Annotated in this window: 23 protein-coding genes and 1 pseudogene; 9 read left to right on the top strand and 15 right to left on the bottom strand. The window is 46.8% G+C overall.

The window, feature by feature from the left end:
* Nucleotides 1–151: 151 nt before the first annotated feature.
* The 10 genes and pseudogenes from RID53_RS14845 to RID53_RS14800 all read right to left on the bottom strand — a co-directional run.
* Nucleotides 152–478 (bottom strand): annotated as a pseudogene (locus RID53_RS14845) (DUF29 domain-containing protein); the annotation flags it as partial.
* A 113-nt stretch (nucleotides 479–591) separates the two neighbouring features.
* Nucleotides 592–1,542: a F0F1 ATP synthase subunit gamma gene (locus RID53_RS14840; RefSeq protein WP_446388836.1), complete on the bottom strand. Its 951-nt coding sequence runs from the start codon at nucleotides 1,540–1,542 to the stop codon at nucleotides 592–594.
* A gap of 76 nt (nucleotides 1,543–1,618) precedes the next feature.
* A complete protein-coding gene (atpA, locus tag RID53_RS14835) occupies nucleotides 1,619–3,136 on the bottom strand; it encodes a F0F1 ATP synthase subunit alpha (RefSeq protein WP_446388835.1) in 1,518 nt (505 codons plus the stop codon).
* A 134-nt stretch (nucleotides 3,137–3,270) separates the two neighbouring features.
* A complete protein-coding gene (gene atpH, locus RID53_RS14830) occupies nucleotides 3,271–3,828 on the bottom strand; it encodes an ATP synthase F1 subunit delta (RefSeq protein WP_446388834.1) in 558 nt (185 codons plus the stop codon).
* Between the two features lie 2 nt (nucleotides 3,829–3,830).
* A complete protein-coding gene (locus tag RID53_RS14825; protein WP_446388833.1) occupies nucleotides 3,831–4,361 on the bottom strand; it encodes a F0F1 ATP synthase subunit B in 531 nt (176 codons plus the stop codon).
* Between the two features lie 172 nt (nucleotides 4,362–4,533).
* Nucleotides 4,534–5,025 carry a F0F1 ATP synthase subunit B' gene (locus RID53_RS14820; RefSeq protein WP_446388832.1) on the bottom strand — a complete coding sequence of 164 codons (492 nt, stop codon included), beginning with the start codon at nucleotides 5,023–5,025 and terminating at the stop codon, nucleotides 4,534–4,536.
* Between the two features lie 142 nt (nucleotides 5,026–5,167).
* Nucleotides 5,168–5,413, bottom strand: a complete 246-nt coding sequence (gene atpE, locus RID53_RS14815; RefSeq protein WP_006102085.1) for an ATP synthase F0 subunit C — start codon at nucleotides 5,411–5,413, stop codon at nucleotides 5,168–5,170.
* Between the two features lie 147 nt (nucleotides 5,414–5,560).
* Nucleotides 5,561–6,295, bottom strand: a complete 735-nt coding sequence (gene atpB / locus RID53_RS14810; RefSeq protein WP_446347960.1) for a F0F1 ATP synthase subunit A — start codon at nucleotides 6,293–6,295, stop codon at nucleotides 5,561–5,563.
* 329 nt (nucleotides 6,296–6,624) lie between these two features.
* Complete coding sequence (locus RID53_RS14805) at nucleotides 6,625–6,978, bottom strand: ATP synthase subunit I (protein WP_446388831.1); 354 nt, start codon at nucleotides 6,976–6,978, stop codon at nucleotides 6,625–6,627.
* Between the two features lie 185 nt (nucleotides 6,979–7,163).
* On the bottom strand, nucleotides 7,164–7,379 hold the full coding sequence (locus RID53_RS14800) for a hypothetical protein (protein ID WP_446388830.1): 216 nt from the start codon (nucleotides 7,377–7,379) through the stop codon (nucleotides 7,164–7,166).
* 6 nt (nucleotides 7,380–7,385) lie between these two features.
* Here RID53_RS14800 and larC point away from each other — a divergent pair, with 6 nt between their 5' ends.
* The 8 genes from larC to RID53_RS14760 all read left to right on the top strand — a co-directional run bounded on the left by larC (nucleotide 7,386) and on the right by RID53_RS14760 (nucleotide 15,598).
* Complete coding sequence (gene larC, locus RID53_RS14795; RefSeq protein WP_446388829.1) at nucleotides 7,386–8,675, top strand: nickel pincer cofactor biosynthesis protein LarC; 1,290 nt, start codon at nucleotides 7,386–7,388, stop codon at nucleotides 8,673–8,675.
* The gene (locus tag RID53_RS14790; protein WP_446388828.1) at nucleotides 8,609–8,788 is read left to right on the top strand and encodes a hypothetical protein; all 180 of its coding nucleotides are present in this window, start codon (nucleotides 8,609–8,611) and stop codon (nucleotides 8,786–8,788) included. Before larC ends, RID53_RS14790 begins: the two co-directional genes overlap by 67 nt.
* Before the next feature lie 185 nt (nucleotides 8,789–8,973).
* Complete coding sequence (locus RID53_RS14785; RefSeq protein WP_446388827.1) at nucleotides 8,974–9,186, top strand: DUF2997 domain-containing protein; 213 nt, start codon at nucleotides 8,974–8,976, stop codon at nucleotides 9,184–9,186.
* A gap of 13 nt (nucleotides 9,187–9,199) precedes the next feature.
* Nucleotides 9,200–9,742, top strand: a complete 543-nt coding sequence (locus RID53_RS14780; protein ID WP_446388826.1) for a nucleotide exchange factor GrpE — start codon at nucleotides 9,200–9,202, stop codon at nucleotides 9,740–9,742.
* A 125-nt stretch (nucleotides 9,743–9,867) separates the two neighbouring features.
* Complete coding sequence (locus tag RID53_RS14775; RefSeq protein ID WP_446388825.1) at nucleotides 9,868–11,454, top strand: Hsp70 family protein; 1,587 nt, start codon at nucleotides 9,868–9,870, stop codon at nucleotides 11,452–11,454.
* A 473-nt stretch (nucleotides 11,455–11,927) separates the two neighbouring features.
* Nucleotides 11,928–12,743: an aminotransferase class IV gene (locus RID53_RS14770; RefSeq protein WP_446388824.1), complete on the top strand. Its 816-nt coding sequence runs from the start codon at nucleotides 11,928–11,930 to the stop codon at nucleotides 12,741–12,743.
* Between the two features lie 163 nt (nucleotides 12,744–12,906).
* On the top strand, nucleotides 12,907–14,745 hold the full coding sequence (gene ftsH3, locus RID53_RS14765; protein ID WP_446388823.1) for an ATP-dependent zinc metalloprotease FtsH3: 1,839 nt from the start codon (nucleotides 12,907–12,909) through the stop codon (nucleotides 14,743–14,745).
* Between the two features lie 199 nt (nucleotides 14,746–14,944).
* On the top strand, nucleotides 14,945–15,598 hold the full coding sequence (locus RID53_RS14760) for a Uma2 family endonuclease (RefSeq protein WP_446388837.1): 654 nt from the start codon (nucleotides 14,945–14,947) through the stop codon (nucleotides 15,596–15,598).
* Between the two features lie 177 nt (nucleotides 15,599–15,775).
* Here RID53_RS14760 and RID53_RS14755 read toward each other — a convergent pair whose 3' ends face one another.
* A complete protein-coding gene (locus RID53_RS14755) occupies nucleotides 15,776–16,279 on the bottom strand; it encodes a hypothetical protein (RefSeq protein WP_446388822.1) in 504 nt (167 codons plus the stop codon).
* Between the two features lie 170 nt (nucleotides 16,280–16,449).
* On the opposite strand from RID53_RS14755, the gene RID53_RS14750 reads away from it, so the two are divergent.
* Complete coding sequence (locus tag RID53_RS14750; RefSeq protein WP_446388821.1) at nucleotides 16,450–16,977, top strand: NUDIX hydrolase; 528 nt, start codon at nucleotides 16,450–16,452, stop codon at nucleotides 16,975–16,977.
* Nucleotides 16,978–17,255: 278 nt separating this feature from the next.
* On the opposite strand, the gene RID53_RS14745 is transcribed toward RID53_RS14750, so the two are convergent.
* From RID53_RS14745 to RID53_RS14730, 4 genes are all read right to left on the bottom strand, one after another.
* The gene (locus RID53_RS14745) at nucleotides 17,256–17,510 is read right to left on the bottom strand and encodes a DUF2283 domain-containing protein (RefSeq protein WP_446388820.1); all 255 of its coding nucleotides are present in this window, start codon (nucleotides 17,508–17,510) and stop codon (nucleotides 17,256–17,258) included.
* A gap of 312 nt (nucleotides 17,511–17,822) precedes the next feature.
* Nucleotides 17,823–18,320, bottom strand: a complete 498-nt coding sequence (locus tag RID53_RS14740) for a hypothetical protein (RefSeq protein ID WP_446388819.1) — start codon at nucleotides 18,318–18,320, stop codon at nucleotides 17,823–17,825.
* Between the two features lie 35 nt (nucleotides 18,321–18,355).
* Nucleotides 18,356–22,741: an ATP-binding protein gene (locus tag RID53_RS14735; RefSeq protein WP_446388818.1), complete on the bottom strand. Its 4,386-nt coding sequence runs from the start codon at nucleotides 22,739–22,741 to the stop codon at nucleotides 18,356–18,358.
* Nucleotides 22,742–22,746: 5 nt separating this feature from the next.
* Complete coding sequence (locus RID53_RS14730; RefSeq protein ID WP_446388817.1) at nucleotides 22,747–23,484, bottom strand: toll/interleukin-1 receptor domain-containing protein; 738 nt, start codon at nucleotides 23,482–23,484, stop codon at nucleotides 22,747–22,749.
* Nucleotides 23,485–23,719: the final 235 nt, after the last annotated feature.

Below are 23,719 nucleotides of genomic sequence, written 5' to 3'. Positions count from 1 at the left end.
ACCGTCTTGCATCCTGGAATTTTCGCCGACAACAGCACCAAATTTTACCTCGACAGAGGGTCAACATCGAGCGAAGTCGAGATGTTAAAACCATTGCCCATTGCCTATTCCCTATTGCCTCTCCCCACCACAAGACTTATTTAGCAGCCCCTAAGTAAGGTTTTAAACTGGGACTATCTGACAATTCATCTCGAATCTGTTGCCGAAATGTAGTGATTTCGGATTTCCACTTATTTTTATTGTATTCTTTTTCTGATTCCCAGTAACGCAGCTTGAGCAAGTGTTCCCAAAGTCGGGTCAAGAGACTTTTAACCACTCTTCTGTTATTTTTTCCTATGCTTTCCAATTCATCCAATAAATTTTCCCAATCAACATGAGTAAATTCTCTGGAGCGGAGTTGTTGTATCGTTGTCTCTAGCCAGAGGTGATAATCTTTATTGTATAAGGTTGATATATTTTGCTCTGTTGATGTTTTCATCAGCTTTTGGCAATTATTGGGAAGGGGAGATATTAGTAGTAGAGACGTAGCCTGCTACGTCTCTACATAAATATTAAACTATAGGCGCTGTTGCGCCCCTACCTCCCCTACGGCTAACCACCCAGGGCGCTGGCACCGCCAACGACTTCCAGAATTTCTTGAGTAATGGAAGCTTGTCGCGCTTTGTTGTACGACAGGCTGAGGGTGCCAATCAATTCAGTCGCATTATCACTGGCGTTGTTCATCGCCGTCATCCGGGCTGCTAATTCGCTAGCGGCTGCCTCTTGTAATGCCCGCAGTAACTGGTTGTTCAAATACAACGGTAGCAAGGCATCCAGAATTTGTACCGGATCTTGTTCAAAGATCATGTCACGAGGTAAAGGACGATTTTCTGTCGTCACTTTTTCCCGTTCTACCTCAAAGTCACCGCCACGAGTGGTGAGGCGGAAGATTTCATCATCTTGTGCTTCTAATCCTTGGGCGGTTAAAGGTAATAAGGTTTGTACCACGGGACGAGAACTAATTAAGGAGACAAACTTGGTGTACACCAGTTCCACCCGATCCACGGTATCCGATAGGAACAATGAGAGCAATTCATCGGCAATCATTGAGGCTTCGGTTGAGGTGGGGATTTGTTCTAAGCCCGTGTATTTGGCGTCAATCGGCTGATCCCGGCGCTCAAAGTATTGGATGGCTTTGCGCCCGATTAAGACATATTTGTAGTCGATGCCTTCTTTCTGGAGTTCCTTGGCGCGGTTTTCGGCACGGCGGATGACGTTGGTATTGTAACCGCCACACAAGCCGCGATCGCCGGACACGACGAGTAAGCCAACAGACTTGACGTCCCGTTGTTTGAGCAAGGGTAAATCGGCGTCTTCAAACCGGAGACGGTTCTGCAAGCCATAGAGGACTTGCGCCAAGCGATCAGCAAAGGGACGAGTAGATGTCACCTGTTCTTGGGCGCGACGCACCTTCGCGGCTGCCACCAGACGCATCGCTTCGGTAATTTTCTGAGTATTTTTGACGGATTTTATGCGATCGCGAATCGCTTTTAAATTAGGCATAGTTGGTTTTGTTAATTGTTGATTGTCCAGGGTTCATAGCTATTTCCCTATGAACCATGAACCCTGAACGATGAACTTACGCAGAGACTAAGAACGTCTGCTTGTACTCAGCCAGTGCTTCCTTGAGGATGTTTTCGGCGTCTTCAGTGAGGACTTTCTTCTCCTTGATAATCTCAGCAAACTGTGGCTTGCTGGTTTTCAAGTAGTCCCGCAGCCCCTTGGTAAAGGCGGTGACTTTCTCAACCTCAATGTCATCTAAGTAGCCATTGATTCCCGCGTATACCAGCGCGACTTGCTCATACACCGATAAGGGGGAATATTGGGGTTGCTTGAGCAGTTCCCGTAACCGTGCGCCCCGTGACAATTGGTCTTGGGTGGCTTTGTCTAAGTCTGAGGCAAACTGGGCGAAGGCTTGCAGGTCATCAAACTGTGCTAAGTCCAGTTTCAGTTTACCTGCCACCTTTTTAATGGCTTTGGTTTGAGCCGCAGAACCCACCCGTGATACGGAAATACCAGGGTTAATCGCCGGACGTAGACCGGAGTTAAATAAGTCAGCCGACAAGAAGATCTGACCGTCAGTGATCGAAATCACGTTGGTGGGAATATAGGCGGATACGTCACCAGCTTGGGTTTCAATAATTGGCAGCGCGGTCATACTGCCCCCACCCAAGTCGTCATTCAACTTCGCTGCCCGTTCTAACAAGCGAGAGTGGAGATAGAATACATCCCCAGGATAGGCTTCACGACCCGGTGGACGACGCAGCAGCAGGGACATCTGGCGATAGGCTTGGGCTTGCTTGGACAGGTCATCGTAGATAACCAGCGTCGCTTTGCCGTTATACATAAAGTATTCGGCAATAGACGCTCCCGTATAGGGTGCCAGATATTGCAGGGTCGCAGGGTCACTGGCGTTAGCGGCAACGACAACGGTGTAATCTAATGCCCCTCTCTCTTCCAGGGCACCGACAACCTGAGCCACGGTGGATGACTTTTGACCCACGGCGACGTAGACACAGATAACGTCTTCTTCTTTCTGGTTGAGAATCGTATCGATCGCGATCGCGGTTTTTCCGGTTTGGCGATCGCCAATAATTAACTCCCGTTGTCCCCGTCCGACAGGAATCATGGCGTCAATCGCGGTAATCCCGGTTTGGAGGGGTTCATGGACAGAACGCCGTGCAATAATACCGGGTGCCGAGGATTCAATCAGACGAGATTCTCCAGTTTGAATCTCTCCCTTGCCATCAATCGGTCGTGCCAACGCATCGACAACGCGACCAATGAGTGCTTCACCCACGGGAACCTGAGCAATTTTCCCGGTAGCTGTTACAGAACTCCCTTCCTGGATGTCGCGCCCTTCACCCATGAGTACCGCGCCGACATTATCTTCTTCCAGGTTCAGGGCGATCCCAACGGTACCATCTTCAAACTCTACCAATTCCCCAGCCATGCACTGGTCTAAGCCATAGATCCGGGCAATACCGTCACCAACTTGCAGAACGGTACCAACGTTAGAGACTTTGACCTCTTGGTCGTATTGTTCGATTTGCTGACGAATAATGCTGCTAATTTCGTCGGGTCTAATGCTTACCATTCAACTAATCCCTCTACTTTTTTGTCATTTGTCTTATGTCTTATGTCTTATGTCATTCGTCATTTGCCTAGTGAATTTAGCTTATGACTTATCACAGACGTAGACGGCTACATCTGGAACATGACGTTTGACATTTAAGTCGAACGACTCAAGCTCACACCAATACGACGCAGTTGTCCACGCAGACTGGCATCAACCACTTGAGACCCCACTTTAATAATCACACCACCGAGTAAATCGGCGTCAACTTGGGTATCTAGTTCTACATCTTGGGCATTGGTCATGGTGAGAACTTTTTGACGCACCGCCTGCTTTTGGTCGTCATTGAGTTCAACAGCGGAGACGACTTCAGCTAAAACCGCTTGTTTTAACTCTCGCAAAAGTGCCTGATACTGCTTACATACGTCTCTCAGAAACAGAATGCGCCGCCGCTCTACGAGAATCTTTAAAAAATTCACCATGTAGGGGTGAATTTGATCCCCGGTGATTTGTTCTAAGACAGCTTTTTTGTCATCGGCTTTGACAATCGGATTGCCTAAAAATTGCTCCAATTCCTCTGATTCTTTCAAAGTATCGAGCAACGCGGCAACGTCTTCACCGAATTTATCCACGAGGTTATGTTCTTGAGCCAGAGACATCAAAGCCTCTGCATACGGCTCAACTACCTCAGCACTAAATGAACTTCCTTTCATGATTATCTGGCTCCTACTCGCTCGATGCTGCGGTCAACCAAGGTATGCTGTGCCGAGTCATCCAACTGACTTTTGAGTTGCGACTCGACACGCTCCATAGCTAGGGCGACCACTTGCTGGCGAAGTTGTGCGATCGCACGTTCCCGTTCTGAGTTTAAATCCTGAACGGCTGACGCTTTCATCCGTTCCACATCTTTAGCCGATGCAGCCAAAATTGATTCTCTAGCGGCGTTGGCATTTTCTTCTGCTTTTGCCCGAATCTTTTCGGCTTCCGCTTGCGCTTGTGCCAGCTTTTGCTGGGCATCCGCTAAGGCGGCAGCGGCGTCGTCCTTCTGCTTTTCGGCATCGCTAATTAATTCTTCAATACTGGAACGTCGCTCCGATAGGGTATTCCCTAAAAATGATCGCCCAAAGTAAATCAGTACCCCGATAATAATCACCAAGTTAATTACATTGGTTTCTAAAATATCGAGGTTGATACCAAATCCTCCTTCTGCGGTAGCTAACATTGAAAAACTACCCATAATAGCCATATACACCTGCTTTAATTGAGAACTGCTATGCGGCTTTACCGCTAACGCTGGGTAACGTCTAAACGGGCTATAATTTTCTTTCGTCCGGCGTTATTTTTGATCACACCACAGACAAAAGACTAGGGGTTAACCTCTCGCAAACCCCTGCTTCGCTACCCGGATAAAGCCGACATTACTTAACCAACTCTGGTCCAACAAGTTTTTCCAGAATCTGACGCGAAAGCGAATCCACTTCTTGTTCTAAGGATGTCATCGCTTCAGCTTTTTGTTGGTCAATTTCTTTTTGGGCTTGCTCTCGTTGTGCCTGGGCTTCTGCTTGAGCTTGAGCCATTTTATCAGCCGCTATTTTCTGAGCGTCAGCTTGAGCAGCGGCAATAGTCTCTTGTGACTTGCGACGAGTGTTTGCTAGTTCTTGCTCATACTGTTTCGCCAGATTCTGAGCTTTTTCTAACCGTTCCCGTGCTTCTAATCGGTTCTGGCGGATGTAGTCATCCCGTCCATCAATGGCTTTACTGAGTGGCTTATAAAAAACCGCATTCAATATCGCCACCAAAATTAAAAATTGCAATGCCATCAGAGGTAGGGTGGCATCAAAATCAAATAACCCTCCTTCGGCTGCCTCTTCTGCTGCTTCAACAGCTAGTAAAATTGTCCAATGTATCATGATGTTTTGGTAATCCCACAGCGCACAAAATCGTTAGCTTTTTAGTTGGGATGGGATAGCGTTGTCGATTTCAATAACCCTCCAGATCAACAGCATCCAGACCTCAGCCATTGGGGTCTGAATGCTCTTGTGGCATAAAGCGTTACGAGAAGGGGTTAGCGAATAATAAGACGAGAGCAACCACCAAACCGTAAATTGTCAGCGCTTCCATGAATGCCAAACTCAGTAGTAAGGTTCCCCGAATTTTTCCTTCAGCTTCAGGCTGACGGGCAATCCCTTCTACAGCTTGTCCTGCCGCATTACCTTGACCGATTCCTGGACCGATTGCCGCTAAACCAACAGCTAAAGCAGCAGCAATAACAGATGCAGCAGAAATTAATGGGTCCATGATATTTTTCCTCGCTTTTGACTTTTGACTAAATAACAAACAAACGTGCGTGAAACGCTTACCCTAAACTAATTCGCTAGACACAGCCGAATTCTTTGATTGTTCATCAGAAGGAAGTGGCAAATCTTGATCACTAGCCTCAAATCGCTAGTGATGGTCTTCCATCGCCTCTCCGATATAAGCCGCTGCTAGGGTAGCAAAGATCAGCGCCTGAATCGCACTGGTAAATAAACCCAATGCCATCACCGGGAGAGGTACGAACAGGGGAACCAACAACACCAATACTGCCACCACCAGTTCATCTGCCAAAATGTTGCCAAACAGACGGAAACTGAGGGAGAGAGGTTTGGTAAAATCTTCCAGAACCTTAAACGGCAGCAGGATGGGAGTTGGTTGAGCATAACCAGCAAAATACCCCAAGCCCTTCTTGCTCAGACCCGCGTAAAAATACGCTAAGGAGGTCAGCAGCGCAAACGCCACTGTAGTATTAATATCACTGGTTGGTGCCGCTAATTCACCTTCGGGTAGCTCAATCAGCTTCCAGGGAACAAGTGCCCCAGACCAATTTGCCACAAAAATGAACAAAAATAACGTCCCCACAAACGGCACCCAGGGACGGTACTCTTTCTCCCCGATCTGATTTTTGGCTAAATCCCGCAAAAATTCCAGGGCATACTCCATAAAATTTTGGAGACCACTAGGAATGCGCTGAATGTTTCGGGTAGCAGCAATCGAGGCAATGATAAGAATGGCAATCACGACCCAGGAGGTAATAAACACCTGACCATGAACCTTCAAATTACCAATATGCCAGTACAGATGCTGACCAACTTCTAATTCAGCAAGGGGGAAAGCATTATAGAACGCCAAACCATCTATCATCCTTCTTTCTTTCGCGGCTGGATACCTCGTCCATACTGTGTATGGGCGGTTAGAAAGCCGCGCCATAAACTACAATGGGAAATTTTCAAGCCTCGTCCATAGCTAGGCTATGGGCGGGGAAGTTGACTTCCATCCGGAGATTTCCCCAGCTATCTTTTATCCTTTGGTTGAAATGACTACACAGACTTGATTCACAATTGTCCATTGAACAATTGCTTTTTCTGTTTCCTGCTTCACCCAAGGGAGTTGACTCCTTTGTCCACAGGCGTTAAGTTCGGGTGTAGTCTACCCTACTTTTCACAAGCGTTGGCTGTCCTGATAACGGGAACTTACTTCGACGTAGGCAACAAGGTGCTTTGCAGCATATAAGCAATGAGCGCAGCTTTATACGTCAGAAATCCTAAAAATATGGGCAGAATGCGTAAACTCTGCCATTGACTGGCAACGACTAATAGTCCAATCAATAAAGCCAACCGAGTTGAACTCGGACGCCTCTTTTGGACACCTAACCGCTCAACGTCTTTCGCCAACATTCTCAAGTAAACCACACCAACGCACGCCCCGATCAAATAATTCAAGGCGATGTTGAGTGAGTAAAAAATCCAGACAGAGACAAAAACCACCCCTGTCATTGCTAGAGTGACTGACAACAACGTTTGTTTAAGTTGGTAGTACTCTTGCATTGAGGAATTTTCAGGGGAAGTCTGAGAACTCCCTGGTGGACTTTCCTCGGGTGTGGGCTTGGGTTGTACAGAGTCGTCTGACAAGTTCACAGGCAGCAGCAAACGCTAGTCCATCTAAATTTGGCTGGATCGCATCTAGCCATAGGCGATCATACCACGCCAAAGTAACAATACTTAAAGCATTTTTAATCGTTATTGGTCATTTGTCCTTCCCCATCTCCCCCATCTCCCCCATCTCCCCCTGCTCCCTCATCTCCCCCTGCTCCCCCTGCTCCCCCTGCTCCCCCTGCTCCCCCTGCTCCCCCATCTCCCCCTGCTCCCCCTGCTTCCCCTGCTCCCCCATCTCCCCCTGCTCCCCATTCCCCGTTCCCTACAATAGATGTAGACCCTTCAGGATTCAAAACGTAATGCCAAAGCTCGCCTACCTCGACTGTCAGAGTGGAATTGCTGGTGATATGTGCTTAGGGGCACTCGTGGCAGCAGGAGTGCCGTTAGAGTATTTAAGTGAAAAGTTAAAAGGGCTAGGAATTGACCAGGAGTATCGGTTAGAGTCAGAATCAGTCCACCGCCAAGGTCAATTAGCCACTAAAGTCCATGTGAATTTGCTCACTCAAACGGATCACCATGATCACGCTGAACCGTCAGACCATGAGCATAGCCGACACCTAGCAGATATTGAACATCTAATTACAACGGCTGGATTACCCTCACAAGTCGTGGATTGGAGTTTGGCAATCTTCCGCAACTTGGCAGAAGCAGAGGCGGAAATTCATGGGATGACACCTGAAACCGTGCATTTTCATGAAGTGGGCGCGACAGATGCCTTAGTGGATATTGTTGGCACTTGTTTAGGGTTGGATTGGTTGGGCATTGACCGACTCTACTGTTCTCCCTTACCCACAGGCGGTGGTACAGTACAAGCTGCCCACGGTCGATTGCCTGTTCCGGTTCCGGCCGTTTTAAAATTATGGGAATCTCGGCAAGTCCCCATTTATAGTAACGGCATCGATCGCGAATTAGTCACGCCCACGGGTGCAGCCATTGCGGTCACCCTTGCTACTCAATTTGGACCTCCGCCAGCAATGATTATTCATAAGATTGGTCATGGCGCCGGAACCAGTGAATTGGCAATTCCGAATATCCTGCGACTTTGGATTGGCGAAGCTTCAGAGTTGGGAATTCAGTTTCGAGGACAAGAGGGGACTGATTCTATCACGGATTACCCTTGCCAAGAAACCGTTTGTGTGATAGAAACCCAAATTGATGACTTAAATCCCCAAGTGATTGGGTATGTCTTCGAGGTGTTATTCAATGCTGGGGCGTTGGATGTATTCACCCAAGCGATTGGCATGAAAAAATCTCGTCCTGGGATATTACTCACGGTGATCTGTCCCCCCGATAGATTAACCGTTTGTGAAGATATTTTATTTCGAGAGACTACAACCCTGGGCATTCGCCACTTCACTCAGCAACGCACAATTCTGCAACGGGAAATTCAGCGAGTCGAGACCAAGTATGGCAAAGTGCGGGTAAAAGTAGCCAGTCGCGCTTCCGGAGTTCAAAGTGCGATCGCTAACGTGCAACCAGAGTATGAAGACTGTGCCGCGATCGCACGAGACTATAATTTATCTTGGCGCGAGGTACATCAACTAGCACTCGATGCCTGGTATCGTGCCAATACTCCACCATTAACCTAAGTCAGGGGTGTGGGGAAGATGGGGAAGATGGGGAAGATGGGGAAGATGGGGAAGATGGGGAAGATGGGGAAGATGGGGAAGATGGGGAAGATGGGGAAGATGAAAGTAGTTAGAGTAAGCTGTTGGGCGTTTAAACCTTAATGTCAAGAATGGCTCTCATCCTTGTAGTGTGAGCATCTTGCTCGCTACTAATACCCCATTTAAATGCATCACAGCTTAGAGCTTATTCGAGTAGTATGACACGTTGCTCCGTCTTAGTCCTTTAAACTGTAGTTAATTGTTGGGTTCGGTAAGAATTATGGCAGAGTATCAAAAGATCGAATATCGCATTGGCAAAGATGGCAAAATCACCGAAACCGTCATCGGTGCTACCGGATCACGTTGTACCGAAACCACTAAAGGAATTGAAGCAGATCTCGGAGAGGTGGAAACCCAAGAATTGCTGCCAGAATACTATGAAGGTGACGAAACCCTAACCACGGATCAAACCACGACCCTCAATCAATACTAAAAGGAGAGGTACGATGGTTAATGACCCTAACCTCTTGGGGCTAGGTTTACTGCTGTGGTTTGTCTTAACCACTTTACTCATTAGTCGCTTTGGTCCAAAAAAAAGACCTGAAAGCCATTCTGCTTCACTCTCCGTTGCTGACTCCACTCAAATCCAGGCATTAGAAGCACAATGTCAGCGGCTACGGGATGAACTCGAAGCGCGATCGCAGCAATTATCGACAGATATCCAAGATACCACCTTTGAACAACTACGCCCCCTACTGACTAATTATCCCACCGCTTGCCGGATGACTGAAGAACGCCCGGATTTACCTGCTAAAAATTTAGTCGCCCTCTTGACTCCATTAGAAAATCTAATCGACAGTTGGGGATATGAACCCATTGGTCAACCTTGGGAACAGGTTCCCTTTAATTCCCAACTGCACCAACCTGATGTTGACGATATCACAGAAGGAGAACTCGTTTATATTCGATTTGTTGGTTATCGAGATCATGATCGAATACTTTGTCCTGCTAAAGTAAGTCGTAACTTACCGAGGGGAGTGTCACATTAATGAGTGTGTAGGGGCGGGTTTAGGGACTTTTGTTTAGCTGTTAATGATAACTTTTGTGCAAAACCCGCCCTGACTACCTTTTGATTGCGATAACTATTTAACAAATGACAAATGACAAATGACAAATGACAAATACAGTTGCCATTGACTTCGGTACAAGCAACACAGTTGTCAGTATACTTGAAGCCGATACCAACAGTCCCAAAACTATCCGACTCGGTTCACTCTCTCGCTTGTTTAAAACGAACTCAAGTGAGCCAGATATCCCTGTCATTCCCACCCTAGTTTTTATCAAAGACAATAACCAAATACTCCTAGGAGAACAAGTTCGTTCCCAGCGCTTAGGACAATCTCAACCGACTCGCTTTTTCAAAGGCTTTAAACGAGATCTAGCGGCTGATTTTCAACCGCCTCCGCGTATCATTAATGGTGAATCCTACACCGCTGAATCGGTTTCCGAACAATTTATTCAATCCATCTGGCAGCAACTCAAAGCCCAAAAAATTAACCCCTCTCAGCTTATTTTAACTGTACCTGTGGGCGCATTCGAGCGCTATTTAGATTGGTTTCGCGAGGTGGCACGTCGCCTGGATGTGGAGCAAATTAAACTGGTGGATGAATCCACAGCAGCGGCGTTAGGCTATGCAGTACAGCGTCCCAGTTCCTTGGTATTAGTGGTAGATTTTGGTGGTGGAACGCTGGATTTAAGTTTAGTTCGCACTGCACCTCAATTGGATGCAGCCAAGCGCCAACGCGAAACAGTATTACGGGCGGAAGTGTTGGCGAAATCCGATGCATACATCGGGGGGGAAGATGTGGATAGTTGGATTGTTGAAGACTATTTGCATCAGCAAGGATGGTCAAGGGAAGAGATTGGTGAGGTGGGGTGGCAGAATTTATTGGAGTTAGCTGAACGGTTAAAGATTCGCTTATCTAATACTCAGGAGGCAAAGGAAAGTTGGTTAGATGAAGAGACATTTACCTCATACAACTTGCAACTGGATCGGGATAAATTAGAAGAAATTCTGGAAGATCGCCAGTTTTTGGAACAATTGCGGGAAGCGTTGGATGAAGTTTTGACGATCGCCTTAGGCAAAGGAATTAGTAAGAGTGATATTGAACAGGTGTTGTTAGTGGGAGGGAGTTGTTTAATTCCGGCTGTCCAGCAGTTGATTCGATCTTATTTTGGCAAGACAAAGGTTAAGTTGGATAAGCCCTTTGAAGCCGTGGCGCATGGGGCATTAGCGTTAAATCAAGTGGCAAGTGTGGATGATTATTTGCGCCACAGTTATGCCATTCGCTTATGGGAACCTTATGCTAAAAGTTATTCCTATTTCACATTATTTGAAAAAGGGATGCAATATCCCTGTGAACGTGGGGAACCGTTAACCTTACAAGTCGCCCTTGAAGGACAACGGGAAATACGTTTGGATATTGGCGAAGTCGCAGAAATGGCACAAGCTGAAGTGACCTATGATAGTTTAGGACGGATGACCAGTAGTCAGTTATCCAAGCAAGCGGCGTATCGTTCCTTGGATAGTGATCGCGAACAGGTTTGTGTGGCACATTTAGATCCACCGGGACAAGTGGGAGTTGACCGAATTTCCGTCCAGTTTGAGGTAGATGAACGGCGGGTGTTAGTGGCGACAGTCAAGGATTTACAGACGGGAAAACTGTTAGTTGAAAAAGGCGCGATCGCGAAATTACAATAGGCGGTTTATTTGTATATAGCGCTACGCGCTAGGCAATAGGCAATAGGCAATGGGCAATAGTGAAGAAAAACACTTACTCATTAAGAGATTGAACGATTTGAATTTTTCTGGATATGTCCTAACTAGAGTGCGTAGTGCTATAGAATCAAATTCGGGTTAACTACCGCCGTTATAACCCAGTCCGCGCAGGTAGACTACTGCAACGTGGCGGAAATACTGTAGGGGCGGGTTTAGGGACTAAATTCGGCTATTCACCAATAAATGAACAACAAAACCCGCCCTAGTGGACTTACACAGCTAAAATTATGGAATAGATTTGACGTTTAACCCTGAGCGAAGTCGAAGGGTTAAACCAGGCGCAAGCCTTGCGCCCCTACAATTCTAATCCACCAAATAAGGTGTGCCACGGCACTACCTTACAAATGACGTAGCTTGCTTCTCGCGAAGCGAGTATGACAAATGACGAATGACAAATGACGAAATTCAGTTATTGGTATAACGGTAAACTTATTCTAGGCGATCGCATCGAACTCGCCATTAATGATCCGGGCTTGATTTACGGCGCGACAACCTTTACCACTCTGCGCGTTTATCACTCTTCCCTCTCCCACCCTTTAACCCATTGGGACGCCCATTGTGCGCGTTTACGTCAAAGTTTACAGGTGTTTGACTGGCAATTCCCAGACTGGGAACGCATCCGCTACGGTGCCAAACAATTACTCCCCTCGTTTCCGGTGTTGAGAATTGTGGTTTTCCCGGATGGGCGAGAATGGATTACGGGGCGTCCTCTCCCTGCTGATTTAAGCGAACGCCAACAGCAGGGGGTTATCGCTTGGTTAGCTGAAGTGTCACACTTGCGCCGTTCTTTACCCACCTATAAAACGGGGAATTATCTGGGCGGATGGCTGGCGCTGCAAACGGCTCAACAACTCGGCGCTCAGGAGGCTATATTAGTTGATGATCAGGGGAATTGGTTGGAAACGAGTACAGGGAATCTTTGGGGCGCTAAAGACGGCTGCTGGTGGACACCGCCGATTGATGGGGGAATATTACCGGGAGTAGCGCGATCGCATCTCATTAGTCGCCTTGAACAACAAGGATTAAAAATTTGCCAAGTCCCCTGGACTCCAAAATTAGTGCAGGCGTTTGACGCGATCGCTTATACCAATAGTGTGATGGAAATCATCCCGATTCACACCGTTCTTACGGCAGATCAACGGTTTGAGTATCGTTCCTGTGCTGGGGGTTTAGCACCGTTGCAGCGTTTATTTGGGGATTATCAAAAATAATTACAGTCTCCCATTATACCACATCAAGAGAAAATTAGCGAATTTTCCCGGTTTACCAAGAACCAACTTCGCCAAATAGTCTGATAGACGTTAACATTAGTTAATATAATCAGCCGATTCGACGCCATCAGATCACATCCTAAGTCTTAGGAGGAAATCAGTAGTGAATAAGAAATGGAGAAATGCGGGGCTTTATGCACTACTAGCGATAGTAGTCATCGCCTTGGCAACAGCATTTTTAGACCAACCGTCCCAAACGCGGGAAAGTTGGAGATACGACCAGTTCATTGATAACGTTAAGAGCAATAAGGTTGAGATCGTTCAGCTCAGTTCTGACCGCACTCAGGCAATGGTAACCGCTCAAGACGGTACCCAGTACCAGGTCAACCTGCCTAACGATCCAGAATTAATCAGTATTCTGACCACCAATAACGTAGATATTAAAGTTCGACCTCAGAGTGATGATGGATTCTGGTTCAGAACTCTGAGCGGACTCTTCTTCCCCATCCTGCTGCTGGTGGGTTTATTCTTCTTACTGCGACGGGCGCAAAATGGTCCAGGTTCTCAGGCGATGAACTTCGGTAAGTCCAAAGCCCGAGTCCAAATGGAACCGCAAACCCAGGTCACGTTTGGCGATGTCGCCGGGATTGAGCAAGCCAAGCTGGAACTCAACGAAGTGGTTGACTTCCTCAAAAACGCCGATCGCTTCACCGCCATTGGTGCGAAAATTCCCAAAGGGGTGCTGCTAGTTGGACCTCCGGGAACAGGTAAAACCCTGTTAGCGCGTGCTGTTGCTGGGGAAGCTGGTGTACCCTTCTTCTCCATTTCCGGGTCTGAGTTCGTGGAAATGTTCGTCGGTGTGGGTGCGTCTCGTGTCCGCGACTTGTTTGAGCAAGCCAAGAATAGTGCGCCCTGTATCGTATTTATCGATGAAATTGACGCCGTTGGTCGTCAACGGGGTGCTGGCTTAGGCGGCGGTAACGATGAGCGGGAACAAACCCTGAACCAGTTACTGACTGAGATGGATGGGTTTGAAGGCAATACGGGTATCATTATTATTGCCGCCACCAACCGTCCTGATGTTCTGGATGCAGCATTATTGCGCCCTGGTCGGTTTGACCGTCAGGTGGTTGTGGATCGCCCCGACTACGCCGGACGCTTGGAAATTCTCAACGTTCACGCTCGCGGCAAGACTTTATCCAAGGATGTAGACTTAGAGAAAATTGCCCGTCGGACTCCTGGGTTCACCGGTGCTGATTTATCAAACTTGCTCAACGAAGCCGCAATTTTAGCCGCACGGCGCAACCTCACCGAAATCTCCATGGATGAGGTGAATGACGCCATCGACCGGGTATTGGCTGGACCGGAGAAGAAAGACCGGGTGATGAGCGAGAAGCGCAAGCGGTTAGTGGCGTATCATGAAGCGGGTCACGCCTTAGTGGGTGCATTAATGCCCGATTATGACCCAGTGCAGAAAATTAGTATTATCCCACGCGGTCGGGCGGGTGGATTAACCTGGTTTACGCCCAGTGAAGACCGGATGGATTCCGGGTTATATTCCCGTTCCTACCTGCAAAATCAAATGGCGGTGGCTTTAGGGGGTCGAATTGCTGAGGAAATTATCTTCGGTGAAGAAGAAGTGACGACGGGGGCGTCTAACGACTTACAACAAGTCGCCCGTGTCGCCCGACAAATGATCATGCGCTTCGGAATGAGCGATCGCTTGGGTCCTGTGGCACTAGGAAGGCAAAATGGCAATATGTTCTTAGGACGGGACATTGCCTCAGATCGGGATTTCTCCAACAGCACGGCGGCGACGATTGATGAAGAGGTGCGTCAGTTGGTGGATGAAGCCTATCAGCGGGCGAAAGATGTCTTGGTGGGTAACAAATACATCTTGGACAAATTATCTGCCATGCTGATTGAGAAAGAAACCGTTGATGCAGAGGAACTGCAAGAACTGTTAGCCGAAAACGACGTGAAGATGGCCGCGATCGTCTAGTTCTTAGTTCGGTAATAATCATCATCATCTTGAGGGCAGCGTTAGCATACGCTGTCCTTTTTTTGCTATGGCACTACGAGGATACGTTAGGACATTCCCCTGTTGCCTGTTACCCAACAGAATCTAGGGCTAAAGCCCTTACTACAAGCCGACGCGATCGCTCGATTACCATAGAAACAAGCGATACCCAATGACAACCATGGTTAGTTCAGTTCCCCTGCCAACCAGTTCCCAACCTATTGGTGAAAAGCGAGTAACCTTTCACCATCTCAACTGGCAAGCTTACCAGCAAATCCTCCACGCTTTAGGCGAAAATCGCGCTGCCAGCCTCACTTACAATCTTGGTATTCTGGAGATTACTATGCCCTTAGAAGACCACGAATTTGCGGCTCGACTAATTGAATTATTTATTCGCATTTTAGTGGTCGAAATGGGATTAAAAATCAAAACGATGGGATCGACTACCTTAGAACGAGAAGACCTCGATCGCAGTCCAGAACCGGACAATGCTTATTATATTCAAAATCAACATTGCGTCGCTGGGCGCAAGGTAGATCTCCAACATGATCCACCGCCGGATTTAGTGGTTGAAATTGATATCACCCATACCGATATTGACAAATTACAACTCTACGCCAGTTTGGGAGTCCCGGAATTTTGGCGCTATAACGGGCGGATTTGGCGAATTTATCAATGGCAAGCTGGACAATATCAGGAAGTAGAATCTAGTCTAACTTTTCCTTTTATTACCAAAGAAAACCTCTACGACTTTCTCGAACAAGCTCAACAGGATGAAGTAGAAGCAGAACAAGCGTTTCGCGCTTGGGTACGGCAACAGGTTCAACCGTCTTAAGCCCTTGGGTACTTTTTTCTTTAAGTCTTCTGTCTTCTGCTTTGTCTCCACTAAGGTATTATGAGAAAACTGTTCCCTGTTCCCTGTTCCCTGTTCCCTTTCCTTCACCACAATCCTGATTCAGCAATCCCGATTAAGGCACTAAAGTGCCTACTACGAACGAACAGCAGCTTGGCTTCATAATGAAAGATAGGGAACGCTAGTTTTAACGGGACGAATGTACCTGGAATTAGCCCGCACGAAACAAATGTCATTCATTTGGTTGTTGGCGGTTGGCATATCAATGATTACTTTTACCCAGGGTAAACCCCGTTCATCTTTAATAATTGTTGCACCAGCAGGCGCGTTGTCAGCAATGAGAACCGTCTGTTTAGGGAAACGTCGTACCACAGACCATTCTCCGATATTAAAATCATCTTGCCAACCACCAGGGCGAAAGTCTTCTAGCCAAAATTGGCGGAATTCTGGTGAGATGCGACAATTCAATCCTCTGGGATCAGGATCAACAACCTGCCAACTCCACCAGCTATTCGCGGAGGCGGTATAATCACCTTGAGCGTTGGTTTGGGGTAGGGGTGGCAGTTCGTTGGCAAGAAGTTTGCCAGGGAATAGGGCTAACCCCATGGAGATACCCAAGGTAATAGCTTTGAAGTGGATTGTCTTATTTACACGACGTTGCATTTCTGTCAAGCTAACTCTACTTATCTATCTTAATGTATGATTTTTGGGCGTTTTTTCGTGGATTGATTGGTGGAGTAGGGCGGGTTTTGTTGTTTGTTTAGGGGTGACAAGTAGAGTGAGTGGCTAAACCCGCCCCTACAATTGCTCCTATAATTGATGTATAACTGATGATGAGTAAAGAGAAAATTATTTTTAGTACCGATTGGATTACAGTTAAGGAAACAGCTTGGGGGTATCATTACCTAGAACGAAAGGGGCGAGATTCTGTGGCGATATTTCTGATTAGAAAAAGTCAGAGTAACCCAGGAAATTATCAGGTTTTGATTAGACAGCAGCCCCTTTGTATCCATATTCCCGATATTAATCAAGAGCATAAACTCTATCCTTGTCCCATTACTGGGGGTATTGATGCAGGGGAATCGCCAGAGGAAGCGGCGATTAGAGAGGTGCATGAAGAAGCGGGATTTTCGGTTCAGGTTCTACCCTTGGGAAAATATATTGTCGGGACTCAAACCAATGAAATTTGTTATCTGTATTATGCCGATGTAACGGGTGTAGAACCGGAAAAGGCACAGCAAGATGGCAGCTATTTTGAAGCGATTAGCCAGAATGAATGGCATCCATTAGAGTATTTGAATCAATGCGATTATTCAGCCTGTCAGATTGGGTATTTTCGGCTCAAATCTATTCTTGAATAAGATACGGGGTAGTGGATTAGAACCGTAGGGGCGCACCGACGTGCGCCCTTTTCCCGACGTGCGCCCTTTTCCCGCAAAAAAAGGGCTTTGTTTGTAGTAAGCACTTTAGTGCTTCAACGCCTAGCTTTAGAGATTTAAACCAGGGTAAGCTGTCATGCATTTAAATTGGGTATTAGTAGCGAGCAAGATGCTCAATGCAGCGAGCAAGATGCAAAGCCTGCGGCATGGCTTCGCTTAACGCACTACGGCAAGGATTGCGCCATTATTGATATTAAGGTTTAAATGCCGAACAGCTTAAGCCAACCTAAAATATCTCTTAACCGCTTTTTTTCCTCCTGGGTGAAATGAAAATTCACATTTTTGATCGAGTCGGGTTTTTTTTGACTTAGATTTAAAATCTCAATACCCACAATGGTATCATCCTCATCAAAGTCATAGACAATGCCGGGGCTGATTTCTTCAGACTCAACAATTCTTGAATCCTTAAGTCGGAAATAAACGGCTTCAGTCTCTTGATCAAAATCTATCCTCATAATGTCCCCTTACGCTTGCGATCAAAATAAACGCTTAACCCCTCACCCCCAGCCCCTCTCCCACGCCGGGGAGAGGGGAGCAAGAGAATTTGACAGGTGTAGGTTTTTTATTTTAGGGGGGGACAAAACAAGGAGGACAAGGAAGGAAAGAAGACAAGGGGGAAAACCGCTTAAAAAACCTACCCTTGTGAGAGCAAGAAAATCCGGTTCCCCTTCTCCCTTCCCCCCTTTCAAAGGGGGGTTAGGGGGGATGGAGAAGGGGTTAGGGGATGAGGGGGAAAATGTCAAGAAACCTCTACAACCCCATCTCCCTCATCCCTCCACTCCCACAATCGCCGCCAACGCCTCAGCATATTGCTGTAACTCCTTTCCCAGTATTAGCAACTCCTCATACATCTGAGGTTCTAACGACCAATTTTTCTCATGTTCTTTAGGACTCGTTGTGTCAGGTTTCTGGGCTTCCCAGGTTTGTAATAAGGGATGCCATTTTGATAGAAAGGGGCGCAATCCTTGATTAAGAACGGCAATCGCAATTCCGCCAACAGATTTAGAAGAGATGCCCACATCGGGACCCGCGTCTCTGAGGATTTGCCGGGTAATCGCAAACATACTATAGAGAGAATTGAGCGCTTCTCGCAGCAGTCCTTGGTCGGCTTCTAGGGATTGTACCGTGATGCGAGTAACCAGTTCAACATAGAGTGACCAAGCGGCTTTTCGTTCTGTTTCATCCGCTTCCCATTCTGCGCCGCCGATGCCGAAGGGAAGGTTTACGGATACTTTTTTTAGTTTGGCTGGGTCTTGTTTGGGCATTAGTTTATTTCTTGCTTTTATAGATTCACTAGCTTCTATATCGCACTCAAGGTAAACTCACTCAACACATTAGCAATATCTGTTGCCTTCTCAGGATATAGCCGCGCCAGATATCCGCACATTTCATAGGCAGCGTCCAGATAGTAAGCACAGGGAATTAATAGGTGCTTGAAGTTCGCCCGATCACCTGTCTCGATAAAAACAGCAGCGACATTGGGTAAGTGACGGTTGCGTTCAGTAAGAATTTTTTCTAATGTTCTTACCGCCTGCTCACCTTTTCCAGCTCTTATTTGTATCCCGGCAATTGCCCTGAGGGCTTTCACCCGGTTCTCTTCATCCTTAATCTTGCCTTTAGCCTCAAGAGCAGCAGCGAGAGTTGTTAATAATCCCTCTTTTTCTCCTTTCTTGAACTCAGCCCAGGCAATCCATGAGATTACTTTCACACGCTCCCATTCATCCTCAATCTCATCTTTAATTTCAAGGGCAGTAGTGATTTCTCCTATTTTTATATGCGCTACTGCTATCGTCGATAGGTTTTTATCTTGCTCCCTAGTTTCTCGTACAACCTCACGGTCACGGAGTTCGCTCAAAAGCTCCAGTGCTTCTTCTTTCTGTTCTACTGCAGCTTCGGCTACAGCAACTTCACAAAGAACGCCTATCGAACCCCATATCGAATAATAGTTTTGAGCGATTTCAAAGGCAGTATTAACAGTTTTGTGCGCCTCCTCCACTAGTCCTGCTTTTGCCTGCGCTTTAGCAATTGCTGCTAGCACCTTTGCTTGCTCATCTTGCCGTTGGATCTTCTGTGCCGTCTCAAGGGCAGCAGTAAAGACGTCTACACTTGCCTGCGCTTCGGCTATTACTCTGAAACTGATTACACCGTCCGATTGATTGTCAATCTTGTGTGCCGTCTCAAGGGCAGCAGTAAAGATATCTTGTGCAGCCTTGATTTTTCCTGCCTTTGCTAATACCTCTGCTGTTATCGCCATAGCGATTGCTTTTTCCCTGGGATTATCAATCTCTTGTGCAATCTGATTACCTATGCTACCGATACTCGCTCCTGACTCGTTCAAGCTGACTTGCACCTGTGCTTCTGCTATATTTGCCAGTGCTATCGCTCGTAGATATGCAGGTTTAAATGCTTGTGAAATCTGGAGAGCAGTAGCAAACTTAGCTCTTGCTGTTTGACTTTGCCCGCCTGCTGTCAGTTTCTTGGCGATAAAACCTAAAATTTTTATCTGTCTCAGAGCGTCTATCCCTTCAGCAACCTCCAGCGCAGTAGGATAGTTTTCTGCATTAGCCTGTGCGTATGCTATTGCCAACAGAACCTCTTGCCGTCTACTTCTATCCTGAATTCTGCTCATAGTCGCATAAGCACCGGAAAAATTCCCCGCCTTTGCCTGTTCTTTTGCGATTGCTACCAGAGCCTCCCTACGCTGTAGCTGATCTTCAATTGCTTGAGCCGTCTCAAGTGCATCATCGGTTAATGGGTTTGCTTCGGCTTGCGCTTGTGCTATTCCCCACAAAGCATTTGCCTTACTCCTAGGCTCCTCAATCCTACTTATAGTAGACAGGGCAGCAGTAAAATTCTCTGCCTGTATCTGTACTCTCACGATTTCTTGTAAAGCACTCGTTTTATAATAAAGATAATCAATCTCCTCAGCAGTTTCAAACGCATTATCGAGAAATTCTATTACCTGAGCTTGCGCCCTTGCTATTCTTTCTAGAGCCTCACTCCGTTTTTGTTCATCCTCAATACTATGCGCTATTTTTTTTGCACTAGTAAACGTGAGTTGTGCATTATCGAGCCTTCCCTCTTTTGCTTCTAATTCTGCTGTAGCATTTAATACCTCAATCTTCAAAGATTCTTCTATCTCATCTTGAATATTTATTGTTTGAAGAAGATCGAATGCTCTGGCAATCATTCCTACTTCTACATGCCTATTTGCCATTGCAATAAAAGCCCTCACCCGATCCTGGTGATTACGAATCTTCCATGCTATTTCTAGAGCTTCAGCAAAAGTATTACATGCTGCTTCTGGATTACCTAATTCTTCTACTTGTGCTTTGGCTATTTTACCCATCTCCTCGACCGAAAATAGGTTTGGTGCTTTTTTGCGTATAATCTCAAGCGCTATGTTATAGGTGGTTCGTGCTGCTTGTCTTAGTCCTATTGTCACCTGGGTTTTGGCTATACTCCCTAGCTGGGAAACTTGATCCCATTCATCGCTAATTTCCTGTACAGTTTCGAGGGCAGCACTAAAGTTACTATGCTCCCTAAGAATGTTGCACAGACGGCGGAGGTGGTAATTATCAAAAAGTTTCCCAACTAAACCAGTACAGACCTCCTCATTTGTATCAAAAAGCTTTGCGAGAAAGTAAGCAGCATAGTTGCCTTGCCAAAGAGTAGTGGCATGGACTGAAAAACGAGGTAATTTTTTGCACTCTAATCGCTCCAGTGTCTCTCGTGCTTCCTTGAATCTGTCTGTATCCTTCAACTCCCATGCCAGCAGCAAATACCAAAGAATACAGCGCTCAATCTCATACTGATCCGCCAGTACCCATGCCCTTTTGAGACTGCCTGATCGCAATGCATCTAGTGGTGACTCTTGAGCATTTGTCTGCCCCAATCTGTGTGCGTGTACCAGCACAAACTCAGCCATTCTCTCTGCCTTGTCTTCCTCAGCAGCACCGAGCAAAGCAGCCTGCACCGTCTTCAGAGGCAAATCAGGTTCATCAGATAACTGTTGCTGTTGGGCAGATGAAAAATTTTTGTCGCGTGCGATCGCATACAACTCCTCCCACCGCTTCGCCTTTCCCAAGTGTTCGGCATAATGCCGCAACCCATAAGAACTATGGTTGTCCTGCCATTTGGCACAATAGTCAATTAACTTATCTTCCGCCAAAGACGCCTGACGCCCCAGCGCTCCTTTAAACTCCTGGGCGAGTAAGGGGTGAGCAAAACTATAATTCTTACTTTTGACGGAATCTGGAAAACCTCTCTCCAAACCTCTCTCCTGCAAGGAGAGAGGCTTTGAATTCTCCCCGTTCCCTTGCTTTGAATTCTCCCCCTTCCGTGCAAAAAAAAGCGAAGCATCCTTTGCCATCTCCCCTTGTAGGGGAGAACGAGAGGGGTGGGAAGGGGGCTGGGGGGTTAGGTTTGATATCGATTTTTCTGGATGGCGTGAAAAGTCAGAACTATAACAACCCGTTTGAATACTAAACCACCGTGTCGCCTGCCAGGGTAAATCGGCTAAATCCCAGGCATTCAACGCAGTCAACGCTTCAATATCATCCTCAGATAACGCTCCCAACGCCACTGACAGCAAGGCAAACAACTCCCGCACTTCCCCTTGTCGCTTAATCTCCTCAACTTTGGCAAGTTGGCGAAACTGTTCTTTGACATAAGCTTTGAACCCACCGGGACTATTCCGGAGTACCCCCTGCACATCCTGACACTTTATTGCCGCCTGTCTCAAGTCATCAATCAGATAACGCAGGTAAAGCGGGAATCCCCCAGTTATCTCATCCAGCCGTTGAACAAAATCCTGATTCTGGCTATAGGTGACTAACTCGCTGATTTGCGCCAGCCACTTGGGAATTGCCTCACGGCGTAGCCGCTTCAGATACAATCTCTGAGCATTATCTGTCCAATTCCGCAGGTATTCCGGCTCATCCCCTACCTCAGCCCGTGCTGAAGCAATCACAAACACCCCATCCGCGAGCCTGGTAAAAAACGGCTCCAACTTTTCTGAAGCCTCATCCAACCCATCCAACACAATCACCAGACGCTTACCCTCTGGCGAGACAGGTTTCTCCAGCATCCCCACCAGAATATCCCGCATCCGATTTGGATCATTCGGAAACTGCCCATTCCTAATGTTGTGATACAGATAGAGTTGTTTGAGCAGATGGCGATAGGCTTCCGAGACTAAGCGCGTTTTCTGGTAACGATAACTAAAACAGTGATAGGCGATGAAACAATTTTCCTGCTGGGTTTGTTGCCAATGGGACAACAGAGCCGATTTGCCAAAACCCGCCGCCCCCGTTACTAACAACACCCCCTGGGAATTATGCTGCACAAAGTCATCAAGCTGACGCTGCTCATCCTCCCGCCCTTCAAAGGGTTGCTGGATATACTCATGAACAATTCCCTTAACTTGAGCTTCTATCTCATAGCCGATATACTGCTCACCAATGATGGAGATAGCGGGTTCAGCCAGGATGTTATTGAGGCGTTGAAGTTTATCCTGTAGCTGAAGCAGTCTAATCAGTTCAATCGCCCTTTCGGATTGAGAAGCCGTAGAACCAGGAAGCTCCGCCTCCTCAATATCATCTTTAAGACGAAAAACCACTGCCTGAAATTGCTCACTACTGAGTCTTCTGAGTTTTTCCAATAGTTCGTCGTCTAGAGTAGTCATTCACGCTACTTTTTCAGAAAGGGAGCAACTTTATAAATAGTATTGAGCAGTTTTGAAAGGGATTCTCCTTCTTGCTCAACTGCTAGTCTAACAAATTCCATTGCTTTTTCCGATTGTGGCGCATTAGCGTCTGGCAAGTCGTATTCGTTAACTGATTTGTAATAAAACAAAACTCTCTTAAACTGAGGGGGACGGAGGCGCTGAAGTAGCTCTAACGCCACGTCTTCTGGTTCTTCTGGCAACTCATTTTCTGAAGATTGTTCCGTCGATGATGAGGATAAAGATGTCGTTTGATTCTCACCTTCCGCTCCTGGCTTCTTCCCTGTAATCCCCCATTCCAGTAAATCCATAGCTTTGATGTCATCAAGACGGCTAGCAAAAGCTACCCAGTTTCGTTCACTGAGAAACAGCAAATCATCGGGAAGTTGGTTAACTCCTGGTAGCAAAACGGGAATGACAGGAATATTAGCTTTTCGAGATTGAGTAAGAATTACGGGGATTTCCTCTTCTTGCCAATTTCCTGTTCCCTCAAGCCCAAAGAAAATGGCAGCAGATTTAACATTAGGAATCGCTTGTTGAATTACCTTTTGAAAGGATTCTCCTGGAGGGATTTGCTCGATGTCTATCCAGGGCTTTAATCCACGCTGCTTAAGCTGCTCAGCAATCTCTAGCACTTGCGGTTTGTCCTTGCTGTTGTGAGCCATGAAGACATCAAACTGAGGTTGTTTATTTAGTTCATTCATCTAAACCCCTCTATCCATGGTTACGACAACTCAATCCCTTTGCGGCTGCGGAAATCCGTTACCAGAGGCTCGACAAAGGCTTTATCGATACGGCTAAGTAGTCGGACAAAAGAAAACGGTACTGTGTTAAGTTTTGCAAATTGCCCTCAAACCCTTACTGTTCCCTGTTCCCTGTTCCCTGTTCCCTAATCTCAACCGTTCACTTTAATTGTGTCCACCTACTTATGACTAATAA

The sequence above is a fragment of the Coleofasciculus sp. B1-GNL1-01 genome (assembly GCF_040220235.1).
In the GTDB taxonomy this organism is placed as follows: Bacteria; Cyanobacteriota; Cyanobacteriia; order Cyanobacteriales; family Coleofasciculaceae; genus Coleofasciculus.
The sequence above is the reverse complement of the archived record's forward strand: the minus strand, read 5'-3'. Positions and strand labels throughout refer to the sequence as shown.

Coding starts and splice junctions, on each gene's coding strand:
- RID53_RS14735 (WP_446388818.1), bottom strand. CDS start 22,741: ATGACTACTCTAGACGACGAACTATTGGAAAAACTCAGAAGACTCAGT.
- atpH (WP_446388834.1), bottom strand. CDS start 3,828: ATGAAAGGAAGTTCATTTAGTGCTGAGGTAGTTGAGCCGTATGCAGAG.
- RID53_RS14775 (WP_446388825.1), top strand. CDS start 9,868: ATGACAAATACAGTTGCCATTGACTTCGGTACAAGCAACACAGTTGTC.
- RID53_RS14745 (WP_446388820.1), bottom strand. CDS start 17,510: ATGAGGATAGATTTTGATCAAGAGACTGAAGCCGTTTATTTCCGACTT.
- atpA (WP_446388835.1), bottom strand. CDS start 3,136: ATGGTAAGCATTAGACCCGACGAAATTAGCAGCATTATTCGTCAGCAA.
- RID53_RS14820 (WP_446388832.1), bottom strand. CDS start 5,025: ATGATACATTGGACAATTTTACTAGCTGTTGAAGCAGCAGAAGAGGCA.
- RID53_RS14825 (WP_446388833.1), bottom strand. CDS start 4,361: ATGGCTATTATGGGTAGTTTTTCAATGTTAGCTACCGCAGAAGGAGGA.
- RID53_RS14750 (WP_446388821.1), top strand. CDS start 16,450: ATGAGTAAAGAGAAAATTATTTTTAGTACCGATTGGATTACAGTTAAG.
- RID53_RS14785 (WP_446388827.1), top strand. CDS start 8,974: ATGGCAGAGTATCAAAAGATCGAATATCGCATTGGCAAAGATGGCAAA.
- RID53_RS14780 (WP_446388826.1), top strand. CDS start 9,200: ATGGTTAATGACCCTAACCTCTTGGGGCTAGGTTTACTGCTGTGGTTT.
- RID53_RS14730 (WP_446388817.1), bottom strand. CDS start 23,484: ATGAATGAACTAAATAAACAACCTCAGTTTGATGTCTTCATGGCTCAC.
- RID53_RS14740 (WP_446388819.1), bottom strand. CDS start 18,320: ATGCCCAAACAAGACCCAGCCAAACTAAAAAAAGTATCCGTAAACCTT.
- atpB (WP_446347960.1), bottom strand. CDS start 6,295: ATGATAGATGGTTTGGCGTTCTATAATGCTTTCCCCCTTGCTGAATTA.
- RID53_RS14770 (WP_446388824.1), top strand. CDS start 11,928: ATGACGAAATTCAGTTATTGGTATAACGGTAAACTTATTCTAGGCGAT.
- atpE (WP_006102085.1), bottom strand. CDS start 5,413: ATGGACCCATTAATTTCTGCTGCATCTGTTATTGCTGCTGCTTTAGCT.
- RID53_RS14805 (WP_446388831.1), bottom strand. CDS start 6,978: ATGCAAGAGTACTACCAACTTAAACAAACGTTGTTGTCAGTCACTCTA.
- larC (WP_446388829.1), top strand. CDS start 7,386: ATGCCAAAGCTCGCCTACCTCGACTGTCAGAGTGGAATTGCTGGTGAT.
- RID53_RS14840 (WP_446388836.1), bottom strand. CDS start 1,542: ATGCCTAATTTAAAAGCGATTCGCGATCGCATAAAATCCGTCAAAAAT.
- RID53_RS14755 (WP_446388822.1), bottom strand. CDS start 16,279: ATGCAACGTCGTGTAAATAAGACAATCCACTTCAAAGCTATTACCTTG.
- RID53_RS14760 (WP_446388837.1), top strand. CDS start 14,945: ATGGTTAGTTCAGTTCCCCTGCCAACCAGTTCCCAACCTATTGGTGAA.